Origin of the sequence: Labrys sp. LIt4 (genome assembly GCF_017813775.1) — a bacterium.
Taxonomy (GTDB): Bacteria; Pseudomonadota; Alphaproteobacteria; order Rhizobiales; family Labraceae; genus Labrys; species Labrys okinawensis_A.
On record NZ_JAGIPY010000005.1, the window covers coordinates 428,524 to 442,066 of the forward strand.

A 13,543-nucleotide genomic window follows, 5' to 3' on the forward strand; every position below is an offset into this window, starting at 1 on the left:
AATTAAAACGCGTCGCGTTCCGACGGGTGTTACGTTTCGAGCTTGAAAGGCCTGCGCAAGAATTCATCTCCGCCCGTCCCGAGAGGAGAAGATGGCATGGTTGATCTGCAGAGCTATCCGAGACAGGCTAGCATCCACGGCCTTTTTTCGGAACAAGCCGCGATGCACCCGGGGTCGGTTGCCTTGCGCAAGGGTGATCGGAAGATCACCTACGCTCAAGTGGAAGAGCGCTCCGATGCAATCGCAAGGCGGCTTATAGGGCTCGGAGTCAAGCGCGGGGATATCGTCATCACCTTCGTCGAACGCTCACCTGCAGCGATCGAGGCGCTGATCGCAATCTTGAAGACCGGGGCGGCTTTTGCGCCGCTCGACCCAGCCTACCCGCCCGAACACCTGTCGGTGGCCGTGGCCGATTGCCGCCCGGCTGCCATCGTGGTTTCCGGTGACGCAGGTGGGGAAACATTACGGCGCCTCGGCTGGGATGGCCCCGTGCTGCACATCGGGGATGAGGGGGGTACGGAGGTCGCGCTTCTGCCCCATATCGATGTCGGACCGTTGGATGCAGCCTATGTGATGTTCACGTCGGGTTCCACGGGGAGGCCAAAAGGCGTCGTCGTCCCGCATCGGGCCGTGGTCCGGCTGGTAAGGGGCAATAACTACGCCAATCTCGATGACAGCGAGGCGATACTCCAGCTGGCTCCCCTGGCGTTCGATGCCTCGACCTTCGAGATCTGGGGAGCGCTCCTCAATGGGGGCGTGCTTGCCTTCGCCGAAAACGATCATCCCACCTTATCCGAAATCAGCGATGCCATAAGGGTGAACGGCGTTACGACCCTGTGGCTCACCGCTGGTCTGTTCCATCTGATGGTGGAGTGCGAGTTGGAGGGGCTCAAGCCACTGCGGCAATTGCTGGCGGGCGGCGACATTCTCTCGCCGGCTCATGTCGACAAAGCAAGATTGGCATTGCCATCGTGCCAGCTCATCAATGGCTATGGTCCGACCGAGAATACGACTTTTACCTGCTGCTATCGAGTTCCGCCCGATCAGTCCGTGCTGGGGGCACTGCCGATCGGCTATCCCATCGCCCAAACCAGGGTCTATGTACTTGATGACGAGATGCGCCGTGTCGTGAAGGGACAAACCGGGCAATTATGCGCGGCCGGTGACGGCCTCGCCCTGGGCTATCTCAATCGGCCGGAACTGACCGCGCAGAAATTCGTGCCCAATCCCTTCAGCGCCGATGGGAACGACCGTCTTTACCTCACTGGCGATCTCGTGCGCGAGCGCGCCGATGGCAGCCTTGACTTTGTCGGGCGCATTGATCGCCAGGTGAAGATCGGCGGAAAGCGTATCGAGTTGGAGGAAGTCGAGACGGTGCTACGAAACCTGCCCCAGGTGCAGGACGCCGCCGTGATCGTGCAGAATCCGTCATGGACATCGAAATATCTGGTTGCCTATCTGGTCGGGCCATCGTCGCTTTCGCAGCAAGATATGAACCTCCGGGCTCTGCTTTTGGAGAAACTCCCCGAATATGCCATTCCGAGCCAGTTTTGCATTCTGCAAGAATTGCCTTTGCTGCCCAACGGCAAGATCAATCGCAGGGGATTATTGGAACTCGCTCCCTGATCAAGCCGGTCGGGTTTATGGCGGCTGAGGCGCCCCGCGCTTGCACTACGCCTGCATCAAGGTGGCGACATGCACGGCGCTGGAGCGGGCGAGGGCGGTGAGGTCGTAGCCGCCTTCGAGCACGGAGACGATACGTCCGCCCGCCGTCCTGGCCGCAAGGTCGATCAACACCGAGGTTGCCCAGGCATAATCCTCCTCGACGAAATTGAGGCCGCCGAGCGGATCGCGCTTATGGGCGTCGAAGCCGGCCGAGATCAGGATCAGATCGGGCGCGAAGTCCTGCAGGCGCGGCAGGATCACTTTCTGCATGGCCTCGCGGAACTCGCTGCCGCCCTCGCCGGGCCTGAGCGGGGCATTGACGATGGTGCCGGCCTCGCCGGTCTCACTGGCGGCACCGGTGCCGGGATAGAGCGGCATCTGGTGGGTGGAGGCATAGAGCACGCTGGGATCTTTCCAGAAGATCGCCTGGGTGCCGTTGCCGTGATGCACGTCGAAATCCACGATCGCCACGCGTTCGGCGCCATGAGCCTTCTGGGCATGGCGGGCCGCGATGGCGACGTTGTTGAAGAGGCAAAATCCCATTGCCCGTTGCGGCTCGGCATGGTGCCCGGGCGGGCGGGAGGCACTGAAGGCGTTCTTGGCCTTGCCGGTCATGACATGGTCCACGGCCAGCGTGGCGCCGCCGGCGCCACGCAAAGCCGCCTCGAGACTGCCCGATGACATCGTGGTATCGCCGTCGAGCTGTGCCAATCCCTCGTCATCATGCGGGCTCAGGCGCTGCAAGGTCTCGATATAGGTGCGCGGGTGGCAGGCCTCGATCATCTCGATCGAGGCCTCCGGCGCCTGGATACGCTCCAGCGCGTCGAACAAGGAAGTGGCGAGCACCGCTTCCACCGCCAGGATACGGTCGACTCGCTCGGGATGTCCCCGCGGTGTCTCGTGCCGGGCATAGGACGGATGCGTCACCAACAGCGTCGTCATGCCGGATTCTCCTTATGACGGACAACGCCGGACCCGATTCCGACCTCGGACCGGTGCTGCCAGTCTTTGCAGTTGCATCATGCGTACCGAAGACCGACGTCCATTCTTCGGTCCTCGAGCATCTTGCGATTGGGCGCAATCCCCCCGAAGCGCAAGATGCTTCAGTGCATGGACTCGCCGATCACCACGCCGGGAGGCGGCACGGAATCGTCAGGCACGAAAAAGTCAGGCGCCAGGGTTTCGCCTGGGACCGCGCGATAGGCTTCGAAATCGGTGACGCCCTCGCCATGAAGGAAGGTGTCGTCGATCAGGAAGTTGCCGGAGAAACTGACCGGCTTGTTGAAGATGCGATAGGCGGCATCTGCCAGGATGTCCGGCTTGCGCGAACGACGCATCAGGGCCTCGCCGCCGAGAATGTTCTTGATCGCAGCGGTGGCGATGGTGGTCCGGGGCCACAAGGCGTTCACGCCGATGCGCCCGCGCGTCTCGCCGGCAAGGCCGAGGACCACCAGGCTCATGCCGAACTTCGCCATGGAATAGGCCGTGTGGGGAGCGAACCACTTCTCCTTCATGTCGAGCGGCGGCGACAGCATCAGGATATGCGGCTGCGGCGCCTTTTCGAGATAGGGCAGCGCCGTCTTCGAGACCAGGAAGGTGCCGCGCGCATTGATCTGATGCATCAGATCGAAGCGCTTCATCTCGGTGTCCGCCGTCTTGGTCATCTGGATGGCCGAGGCATTGTTGACCACGATGTCAACGCCGCCGAACTGCGCCGCGGTCTTGGCGAAAGCCTCCTTGACGCTGTCCTCGTCGCGTACGTCGACCACCAGCGGCAGCGCCTTGCCACCCGCCTTCTCGATCGCATCGGCAGCCGTGTAGATGGTGCCCTCCAGCTTTGGATGGGGGGTCTCCGTCTTGGCCGCAATGGCGATGTTGGCGCCATCCCTGGCTGCCCTCAGCGCGATGGCGAGCCCGATGCCACGCGAGGCGCCAGTGATGAACAGGGTTTTGTTGGCAAGCGACATTCAGGGGATCCTGTCAGAGAACGGTTTCGAGTCCGGCGGCAACGTAGCCGCTAACCGCACTTTCCGCGAGCCCTTCGGCCTGCGGCGAAATCTGCGTGGCGTAGAAATGCGCCGTGTCGATGCGCAGCCGGTTGGCGGGCTCGTGCGGATCGATGGCTGCGGCCGCCAGCGCTTCCTTCGCCACCACGGCGCCGCCCGCGGCGATGGCGAAGACGCGCAGATAGGGCGTGGCGCCGGTCAGGACGTCCTCGGGCCGCTCGCGAGGCGCCAGCATATAGGCCGTGGCCCGTTCCAGGGCATCGACGGAGCGTCCCAAAGTAGGCGCGAGCGAGGCGAAGCGTTCGCTGGCCGCGACGGTTGCGACGGTTGCCCGCAACTCGGCGATGAAGCCGCCGATAACATCGCCCCCTTCGAGCGGCAGCTTGCGTGTGACGAGGTCGATCGCCTGAATGCCGTTGGTGCCTTCATAGATCGCGGCGATGCGGGCATCGCGGAAATGCTGGGCGGCGCCGGTCTCCTCGATATAGCCCATACCGCCATGGACCTGGACGCCGAGCGAGGCGACTTCGTTGCCGATATCGGTGGAGAAGGCCTTGGCCACCGGGGTGAGCAAAGCCGCGCGGTTGGCAGCTTGTCTACGCCTGTCGACATCGGTTTCGTGATGGGAACGGTCGATCGCCGCGGCGAGAAGATAGGAGATGCCGCGGGCCGCCACGATTTTCGCCCGCATTTCCAGCAGCATGCGCCGGATGTCGGGGTGTTCGATGATCGGGCTCATGCCGCCATTCTGCCAGAGCGGACTCCTGCCCTGGCGGCGCTCACGCGCATAGGCGAGGGCCTGCTGGTAGGCCCGTTCGGCGATGGCAACGCCCTGCAGGCCGACGGCAAGGCGGGCATTGTTCATCATGGTGAACATGCAGGCCAGGCCCTTGTGCTCCTCGCCGACGAGGTAGCCGATGGCACCACCTTCGTCCCCGAACACCATGACGCAAGTGGGTGAGCCGTGGATGCCGAGCTTGTGCTCGATGCCGGAGCAGAAGGCATCGTTGCGCCGGCCCGGATTACCCTCGGCATCGGGCAGATATTTCGGCACCAGGAACAGCGAAATGCCGCGCGTGCCTGCGGGCGCATCGGGGAGGCGGGCAAGCACCAGATGTACGATGTTGGGCGTCAGGTCATGATCACCATAGGTGATGAAGATCTTTTGCCCGAAGATGCGGTAGCTGCCGTCGTCGCGCCGTTCGGCCCTGCTGCGCAAGGCGGCGAGGTCGGAGCCGGCCTGCGGCTCCGTCAGGTTCATCGTGCCGGTCCACTCGCCGCTGACCAGTTTGGCAAGATAGGTTTCGCGCAATTCCGGCGTGGCATGGGCGGCGAGCGCCTCGACGGCGCCCATGGTGAGCACGGGGCCGATGCCGAAGGCCATGGAGGCCGAGTTCCACATTTCAAGGCAGGCTGCGTTGAGCAGCAGGGGCAGGCCTTGCCCGCCGAAGTCGACAGGTCCCGCCAGGCCGTTCCAGCCGCCGCCGCTCCAATCGGCATAGACCTCCCGCCAGCCCGGAGCGGTCACCACGCCCTGCTGTTCGAGCCGGGCGCCGATCCGGTCGCCCTCGCGATTGAGCGGGGCAATGCGGTCGGTCGCGAAATGGCCGGCTTCCTCCAGGATGGTGTCGACAAGATCCGGCGTTGCGTCAGGGAACAGTCCTTCGCTCTGTAACGCGTCCATATCGGCGACGTGACGAAGCGAGAAGGCAATGTCGGAGACAGGCGCTTGATAGGTCATTGTTGGTTCTTGAACTCCATTGCGCGCCTTCGACCTTGACGGAATGCGCCGCTGCGGGCAATGGCGCATCACGCATCGATCAACAAAAGAGCGGATGGCGCACCCGGATGACACATCGAAACACTTTGCATCTCGGGTCTGATCCATCCTCCCTGGCGACGGCGGGACGCATCCTCGCGGAGGGCGGACTGGTCTCCTTTCCCACCGAGACGGTCTATGGCCTGGGTGCCGATGCCACCAATGGCCGGGCGGTTGCCGGCATCTACGAGGCCAAGGGGCGGCCACGCTTCAATCCCTTGATTGCGCATCTGGCTTCTTTCGAACTGGCCCGCGGCCAGGGTGTCTTCTCGCCGGCGGCAGAACGCCTCGCCAGGGCCTTCTGGCCGGGGCCGCTGACTTTGGTGGTGCCGAAGGCGCCGACCTGCACGGTCAGCGAGATCGCCACCGCCGGGCTCGACAGCGTGGCCCTGCGCGTGCCCGATCACCCCGTCGCCCATGCCGTTCTCGAGGCGGTCGGCCGGCCGGTCGCCGCACCCTCGGCCAATCGCTCCGGCCATGTCAGCGCCACGACGGCGGCCCATGTCGCCGCCGATCTCGACGGCCGCATCGATGCCATCGTGGATGGAGGCGCCACCCAGGTCGGCGTCGAATCGACTATCCTCTCCTGCCTCGGCGATCGCGTGGCGATGCTGCGGCCTGGCGGGCTGTCGCGGGACATGATCGAGGATGTGCTCGGCCTTGCCCTCGCCGAGGGACCCGAGGGCGCAGGTGATGAGCCGGTCGCCCCCGGCATGCTGGCCTCCCACTATGCGCCTCGAGCCCATGTCAGGCTCGATGCCGAGGAGGCCGGCCCCGACGAGGCTTGGCTCGGCTTTGGGCCGGGTGGCGGGGGCGGGCAGCCGCGCGTCGCCGCCAATCTCAGCCCCAATGGCGACCTCACCGAAGCCGCCGCCAATCTTTTCGGCATGCTGCGTCTGCTCGACCGGGCCGACATCCATGCGATCGCCGTCGCTCCCATCCCCGGCGAGGGCTTGGGCGAGGCCATACGCGACAGGCTTGCCCGCGCTGCCGCCGAGCGATAGGGCAGGCGGCTCACTCTGAACAGACCGGGCGGCGACGCCGGCCGAAGCATCGCGCCGACGATTCCTTGCCAAGGTTTTCGCCCGTTCTGGCCCTTGCGGTTCTGCTTCCCGAAGGTCGCGTCGTAAATCGCAGTCCCCGGAGAAAATTTCTGTTGATCGGATAAGCGCGCGACCCGGCTGGCGGGGTTGGGGACGGCTGGGGAATACCGCGCGTCCTTGATCCTGCTTCGACCTTCGGGTCTGCGGCCCCGGTGCGATCCATCCAGCTCAATTTTTGTAGTCATTCCAAAATGATGAGTGCCGTGAAGCAGTCTTGGGCGCCCGCAAGCAAGCGGGACTGACGGATAATTTGCCGAGCTTGGAACTTCAGACGAGAGGCGGCGTTGTCCTGGCGCCTATCCGACGGGGGCCGAGGCCCCGTGGAATAACTGAGAATAAACCGCAGGTTGAACCATCCGGGAAAGTGTGTTTCCGTCAGGTGACGCTGGGTAGCGCTTGGGGGGAAGGCGAGTAGCAGGACAATACCCGACCATCGGGAACGATTGTTCGAGCGAGGGAGACGCGATGTCGCACCATGTTCTTGTGGCCTGCATGCCGAAGTCGGCTTCGACATTCATAACCAGTGCCATAGCAAACGCGGTGAAACTTAATTCAGTCAATTTGATTCCAAGCTATGGACGCCGCGAGCAGGAACTGTGCGAGATACGCCTGGCACAAAACGCTGGGCTTGATTACATCGCTCAGCACCATATCAAGCACAGTACCTGGACCGAGGAACTGTGCAGTGACTATGACGTCTCCATCATCGTCTTGATCCGCAGTCTCTTCGATGTCGTGGTCAGCATCCGGGACCACGTGCATCGCGAGAGCCCGGTCAATCCCTTCTTCTACCTCGACAAGCAGCATTTGAACCGCGACGAGGCCGAGCTCGAACATATGATCGCCATGCTGGCGATCCCCTGGTACATCAATTTCTATATGGGCTGGCGCAGTTCGAAGGCTGCCCGGATCTTCATGTATGAGGATTTCGTCGTCGATCAGAACAAGGCGATAAGCGAGATGTTGGCATTTGCCGGCATTCCCGCGAATGCTGCGCAAATAGCCGCTGGTCTGGAGGCCGCAAGGTCCCAGGGCAGCCGCATCAATGTCGGCAAGGCTGGCCGCGGCATGAATCTCAAGCCGGAGACGGTCAGGATGATCATGGACATGCTGGCCGCTTATCCCGAGATTCAGGATGACCGGTACGTGCAGATGATGAAGGCGCAGGCAGCGCGTATCCTGGCCGCCGGAACCGAAGAGGTCGTTGCAGCGCCGCCGCCTCTTTCGACCAGCAAACCATTGGCCCGCCCATCTCTCGCGATGCGGACAAGACGTTATTTCAGGCGAAAGGCGAGGCTGCTCGGCAAGAGGCGCAACCCTCTGATTGCCATGGGGCTGCTGGCCTTTGCTGGCCTCTACTACGCTTTCCTGTACAATCTCATCCCGAATTCGCTGAGCGGCGGACGCACCGATGATCTCATCGTGCCGGCCATCCTGGTTTTCGCCGCCGCCAGATTGTTGACCTCGACCAAGATCAAGCCGGTACCGGTACCGTTTAAGAAGGTCGACGCGGCGACCTCGGCTTCGGCACACTGACCCAGCCCGGCAAAGGCCTCGCCGGAGGCATCGTCAAGAGCAAGCGCGATTTCTCAAAATCGCACTTGCTCTCCAACCGTTTGTTTCGGCTTGTTCTTCGTCGAAAGTTTGTCAACTTTTCTGAAAAACGCTCTCGATGCCTCCAGTCGATGCCTGGTCAGGCCTGGAGAACACTTTCCGTACTGACATAAGCCAGATTATGCGCCTCCGCCACCGGGCGGCAGGTGATCTTGCCATCCACCACATTGAGGCCGTTGCGCAGATGAGGATCGTCGCGCAGGGCCTGCTTCCAGCCCTTGTCGGCCAGCGCCACCGCGAAGGGGAGGGTGACATTGTTGAGCGCGAACGTCGAGGTGCGCGCCACCGCGCCCGGCATGTTGGCGACGCAGTAATGCACCACGCCATCCACTACATAGGTCGGGTTTGAGTGGGTGGTCGCCTTCGAGGTCTCGATGCAGCCGCCCTGGTCGATGGCCACGTCGACGATCACGGCGCCCGGCTTCATGCTGCGCACCATGTCGCTGCTGACCAGCTTGGGAGCTGCGGCGCCGGGGACCAGCACGGTGCCGATCAGGAGATCGGCGCGCTTCACCAGTTCCTCGATGGCCGAGCGGGTCGAGAACACGGTGGAGATCGACGTGCCGAACTGGGCAGCCAGCCGCTTGAGAGCTTCGGCCGAGCGGTCGACCACGGTGACCTTCGCACCCATACCCACGGCGATGGTCGCCGCATGCGTGCCCGAAACGCCGCCGCCGAGAATGACGACCTCTGCCGCGGGAACGCCGGGAACGCCGCCGAGCAGGATGCCGCGGCCGCCCTGGGCCTTTTCCAGGCTGTGGGCGCCGACCTGCGGTGCCAGGCGTCCGGCGACTTCCGACATCGGCGTCAGCAGGGGCAGGGCGCCGGTGGCGGAGGTCACGGTCTCATAGGCGATGCAGACGGCACCGGAGGCGACGAGGTCATGCGTCTGGTCCGCATCGGGCGCCAGATGCAGATAGGTGAACAGGATCTGGCCGTGGCGTAGCTTCTTGCGTTCGACCGCCAGCGGTTCCTTGACTTTCACGATCATGTCCGCCTTGGCGAACAGGATGTCGGGGTTGTCGACGATTTCGGCACCGGCGCCGGCATAATCGGCATCCGACAATCCGGCGCCGACGCCAGCATTGGTCTCGACCCAGACCTTGTGGCCGTGATGCACCAATTCCGCAACGGAAGAAGGGATCAGGCCGACGCGAAATTCATTGTCCTTGATTTCCTTGGGAACGCCGATCAGCATTGTTTTTGCCTTGTCTGGTGATGAGGCCGGCCCTTGTCGTCGGGCTTTAGGCTAGAAAGGCATGTTGGCGCGGAAATCGCGCAATTTCTCGCGGAAAACTCTGGTGTTTGGGGCGTTCTGTCGCATAGTATGCGATGGAATGATGCCTTGATCGCTATTTATGCCAAAATCCTCGATATCGCTCGACAGTCGCGATCGCGCCATTCTCCGGCTGCTGCAGGCCGACGGCCGCCTGACCAATGTCGACCTCGCCGAAAAGGTCAATCTCTCGCCCTCCGCCTGCTTGAGAAGGGTCAAGCTTCTGGAAGAACGTGGACTGATCTCGCGCTACGTCATGCTGCTGGATGAAAAGGAAGCCGGGTTGCCGGGCGTGGCCTTCGTGCTCGTCACGCTGGACCAGCAGGGACGCGGTGCGCTCGATGCCTTCGAGGCGGCGATCCAGCGTCATCCCGAGGTGACGGAATGCTGCCTCCTGGCCGGCGCAGCCGACTATATGGTCCGTGTGGCCTATGCTGATGCTGCCGATTTCGAGCGCATCCACACCGAAATCCTGACCCAGCTTCCCGGCGTGGTGCGCGTGCAGTCGACGCTTGCGCTACGAAGCGTCAAGAAGACGACCGCGCTGCCGGTGTGAGAAGAAGCGGGTCTCACTCGCATATCCCGATCGCTCCCTCGGGGGTTGTCTTCTCACGTCGTTTGCGAGAGATCGAGCGGCAGACCGCGCAGATGCCGGCCGATCGCCGCGGCCACGGCGTTGCCGATCGCCGGAGCGACCGGCGGCAGACCTGGCTCGCCGATGCCGGTGGGCGCTTGCGTCGACTTGACGATATGCACCTCCACACGCGGCATTTCGCGCATGCGTGTGGGTTCGTAATCGTCGAAATTGCTTTGCTCGACCATGCCGTCCTTCAAGGTGATGCGGTTGCGCAAGACCATGGACAGCGCGAAGCCGATGGCGCCCTCGATCTGAGCGGTGAGTACGTCAGGATTGACGGCGATACCGACATCAATGGCCGCCACCATGCGCTCGACCTTCACCGCCTGGTCCTCGACTGTGACCTCGGCCACCATCGCCACGCGGGTGCCGAAGGATTTGTGAAAGGCGATGCCGCGCCCCTTGCCCTTCGGCATAGCCTTGCCCCAGTCGGCCTGCTCGGCAGCCAGCTTCACCACGGCGACATTGCGCGCGTCGTCCTTGAGCAGATCGAGACGGAACGCGACGGGATCGATGCCGGCGATCGTTGCCAACTCGTCGATCACCGTCTCCATGACGAAGGCGGTGTGCGTATGGCCGATGGAGCGCCACCAAAGCACGGGTGCGGGCGAATCCACGTTGTGCTGCACGACGTGGAAGTCCGGAATGGCGTAGGGCGTATCGGCCACGCCCTCGACGCTGGTGATATCGAGCCCTTCCTTGTTGACGCTGGTCGCCTCGAAGGGGGTGCCGGTGAAAATGGGTTTGCTGGCAAGGTGGTGCTCCCAGCCCCAGATCGCACCGCCTGCGGTCAGGCCGACACGGATCCTGTGCAGCACCATCGGCCGATAGAAGCCGCCCTTGATATCGTCTTCGCGTGTCCAGATCAGATGCACGGGAGCCCGGCCATTGATGGCCTTGGCTGCATGGGCGAGCTCACGCGTCCAATCGGCCGCCGGGTTGCCGCGCCGTCCGAAGCTGCCGCCGCCCAGCAGGGTGTTGATCGTCACCTGTTCAGGCTTGAAGCCGAGAATCTGCGCTGCGACCACCTGATCGATGGTCTGGAGCTGACAGCCGGACCAGATCTCCGCCCCGTCCGGGCGCAATTCCATGGTGCAGTTCAGGGGTTCCATGGGGGCGTGTGCGAGATAGGGAAAGGTGAATTCCGCTTCCAGCGTCCTGGCCGCCTGCCTGAGGGTGTTCGCCGCGGACCCGCGTTCGACAGCCGTCAGGCCCGGCCTGGCCATGCTCTTGCGGTAATCGTCAAAGAGTTCATCCGTGGAGCGCAGGTCAGCCTTGGTGTTGTCCCAGCCTATTTCGAGCGCCTTGCGGCCTTCCATCGCTGCCCAACTGTTGGTGGCATAGACGGCGACACCGCTCGGCAGTTGTCTGACCTCGATCACACCCGGCACTTTCAGGGCCTTCGAAGCATCGAAGGAGCTTACCGAGGCACCGAAACGATCGGCATGCCTGACGGCGACGGTAAGCATGCCAGGCCGGCGGGTGTCGAGGGCGAAGTTTGCCTGGCCGGTCGTCTTGGCCGGCGTGTCGAGCCGCGGCAGGCGCGAGCCGATCAGTTTCCAGTCCCCGGGGGCCTTGAGTTCGACCTCCTTCGGCACCGGCATGGTCATGGCGAGGGCAGCGAGTTCGCCGAAGGTGGCGCTTGCTTCGCCATGGCGCAGCACGCCTTTTTCGAGCCTGATTTCCGCCGGAGCGACCTTCCATCGACTTGCTGCCGCGGCAAGAAACATCTGGCGTGCAGCAGCGCCGACCTGGCGCATCTGAGTCCAGGCTTCCATCATGGAGGTGGTGCCGCCCGTCGCCTGGACGGGACCGAACAGCAGATTGTTGTAGAGCGCCGCATTGGCCGGGGCGAAGGCGAAGCGCATCTGGGCCCAGTCGGCATCGAGCTCCTCGGCAACCAGCGTGGTAAGGCCGGTGGTCACGCCCTGTCCCATCTCGAAATGCTTGCAGAGCACCGTCACCGTATTGTCGGGGGCGATCTTCAGAAAGACATTGGGGTCGAAAATGCCAGGTGCCGGGCCGTCAGTTTCGGCGGCCCGCGCCCTGGTGAAGGGCAGGAAGGCGCCGATGACGAACAGGCCGGCACCGGCGGCGGCGCCCTTCACCAGGGAACGGCGGGAGAGGGAGGCGACGGAGACGGTAACGGTCATGGCGCGTCTCCTCACTTCAACGTCTTGGCGGCTTCGTGGATGGCTGCCTTGATGCGCATATAGGTGCCGCACCGGCAGATATTGCCTTCCATGCCGAGATCGATGTCCTCGTCGCTCGGCGTCGCATTGGCCGAGAGCAGCGTGATGGCCGACATGATCTGGCCGGACTGGCAATAGCCGCACTGCACCACGTCGAGCTTCTGCCAGGCCTCGATCACCGCCTTGGCGACCGGACCATCCACCGCTTCGATGGTGACGATCCGGCCGTCTCCGACGGTTCCGACCATGATAGAGCAGGACCGTGCCGCCTCGCCGTCGATATGCACCGTGCAGGCGCCGCACATGGCGCGACCACAGCCGAACTTGGTGCCCGTGAGATTGAGCAAGTCACGCAGAGCCCAGAGCAGGGGCATTTCCGGGCTGGCATCGATCTCGACGGTTTTGCCGTTGACGTTCAGTGCGATCATCCGGGAATGTCTCCTTGTTTCGGGCAGGCCATGCCGCCCTGCACCCAGATCTTCATGGCAGCGACAAAATCGTCATGCGCCATCGGGACCGGCTGGCGCGTGCCGCCGGGATGCCAGCCCCATTGCACCAGCGGTTCATGCTCCATGTGCTCGATCAGGGCCGCACCGTCGCGATTGCCGTTGCGTGTTTTGTCCTTGAGCATTTCGCAAAGCTCGCGGCTGGATAGGCCCTGCCACAGCATGGAGATCGGCGCGAGCTGCCACAGGCCGGCGTGACCGGCGCCGGGCGTGCCGGAAGTCTCGTTGTTGCTCATGGCATTGTGGCAATTGCCGCAGCGCATGGCCCCGACCCCATGATTGTCCGGGCCGCGCACCACCAGCGGCACATGCACGCGCCGGCTGTCGCCCTGCAGCGGCACGGTGGCCTGATGGCAATTGAGGCAGCGCGGATGTTCGAGCACCGCCGCGATCTGCCCCCAGGCCACCACCGCCTTGCTTTCCAAGTCGGCGGTGGTTTCGGCGCGAAGCACCGGTCCGGCGGGAAATAAAGGTGCCGCCGCCAGGATGGCGACGGCCGCCAGCGAGGAAAGGCCACCGGCCCGCGCGATCGGCTTGCTGAGGGGCTTCGAGATGGCCGCTGCCAGCCTGGCCCTAAATCCAGGGATTGTGGTCGATCGCGAAGGCCGATTTTCTGCCATGAGGCTCCTCTCCGAACGCCCGCACTGCGGTCGAACTGCGAGGAGGAGAATGACATCTTCAGTTCGGCGGATAATCATGCATTTATCGTCAACAATGTCCGAGAA

11 protein-coding genes are annotated in these 13,543 nt (G+C 63.5%); 4 read left to right on the forward strand and 7 right to left on the reverse strand.

Annotated features, from left to right (window positions below; all coding sequences use genetic code 11):
- The first annotated feature begins 96 nt into the window (after window positions 1–96).
- A complete protein-coding gene (locus tag J8I29_RS12705; protein ID WP_209431904.1) occupies window positions 97–1,626 on the forward strand; it encodes an amino acid adenylation domain-containing protein in 1,530 nt (509 codons plus the stop codon).
- Between the two features lie 45 nt (window positions 1,627–1,671).
- Here J8I29_RS12705 and J8I29_RS12710 read toward each other — a convergent pair whose 3' ends face one another.
- The 3 genes from J8I29_RS12710 to J8I29_RS12720 all read right to left on the reverse strand — a co-directional run bounded on the left by J8I29_RS12710 (window position 1,672) and on the right by J8I29_RS12720 (window position 5,412).
- Entirely contained in the window at window positions 1,672–2,607 is a 936-nt protein-coding gene (locus J8I29_RS12710) for a histone deacetylase family protein (RefSeq protein ID WP_105862319.1), read from the reverse strand.
- Between the two features lie 161 nt (window positions 2,608–2,768).
- Window positions 2,769–3,632: an NAD(P)-dependent oxidoreductase gene (locus J8I29_RS12715; protein WP_105862318.1), complete on the reverse strand. Its 864-nt coding sequence runs from the start codon at window positions 3,630–3,632 to the stop codon at window positions 2,769–2,771.
- 13 nt (window positions 3,633–3,645) lie between these two features.
- Entirely contained in the window at window positions 3,646–5,412 is a 1,767-nt protein-coding gene (locus J8I29_RS12720; protein ID WP_209431905.1) for an acyl-CoA dehydrogenase, read from the reverse strand.
- Window positions 5,413–5,519: 107 nt separating this feature from the next.
- On the opposite strand from J8I29_RS12720, the gene J8I29_RS12725 reads away from it, so the two are divergent.
- Entirely contained in the window at window positions 5,520–6,494 is a 975-nt protein-coding gene (locus tag J8I29_RS12725) for an L-threonylcarbamoyladenylate synthase (RefSeq protein WP_209431906.1), read from the forward strand.
- Between the two features lie 582 nt (window positions 6,495–7,076).
- Window positions 7,077–8,129 carry a sulfotransferase domain-containing protein gene (locus tag J8I29_RS12730; protein ID WP_209431907.1) on the forward strand — a complete coding sequence of 351 codons (1,053 nt, stop codon included), beginning with the start codon at window positions 7,077–7,079 and terminating at the stop codon, window positions 8,127–8,129.
- 157 nt (window positions 8,130–8,286) lie between these two features.
- Here J8I29_RS12730 and ald read toward each other — a convergent pair whose 3' ends face one another.
- Entirely contained in the window at window positions 8,287–9,405 is a 1,119-nt protein-coding gene (gene ald, locus J8I29_RS12735; protein ID WP_209431908.1) for an alanine dehydrogenase, read from the reverse strand.
- Window positions 9,406–9,565: 160 nt separating this feature from the next.
- Between ald and J8I29_RS12740 the strand changes: the two genes are divergently transcribed.
- Window positions 9,566–10,039, forward strand: a complete 474-nt coding sequence (locus J8I29_RS12740) for an Lrp/AsnC family transcriptional regulator (protein ID WP_105862314.1) — start codon at window positions 9,566–9,568, stop codon at window positions 10,037–10,039.
- A 53-nt stretch (window positions 10,040–10,092) separates the two neighbouring features.
- Here the strand turns inward: J8I29_RS12740 and J8I29_RS12745 are convergent, their stop codons facing one another.
- Genes J8I29_RS12745 through J8I29_RS12755 form a run of 3 tightly spaced genes read right to left on the reverse strand, consistent with a single transcriptional unit; the run spans window position 10,093 to window position 13,438 of the window.
- Window positions 10,093–12,273, reverse strand: coding sequence for a xanthine dehydrogenase family protein molybdopterin-binding subunit (locus tag J8I29_RS12745; protein ID WP_209431909.1), 2,181 nt, complete (start codon window positions 12,271–12,273; stop codon window positions 10,093–10,095).
- A gap of 11 nt (window positions 12,274–12,284) precedes the next feature.
- Window positions 12,285–12,740: a (2Fe-2S)-binding protein gene (locus J8I29_RS12750; protein ID WP_209431910.1), complete on the reverse strand. Its 456-nt coding sequence runs from the start codon at window positions 12,738–12,740 to the stop codon at window positions 12,285–12,287.
- A complete protein-coding gene (locus J8I29_RS12755; protein ID WP_209431911.1) occupies window positions 12,737–13,438 on the reverse strand; it encodes a hypothetical protein in 702 nt (233 codons plus the stop codon). The genes J8I29_RS12750 and J8I29_RS12755 overlap by 4 nt, the downstream gene beginning before the upstream one ends.
- Window positions 13,439–13,543: the final 105 nt, after the last annotated feature.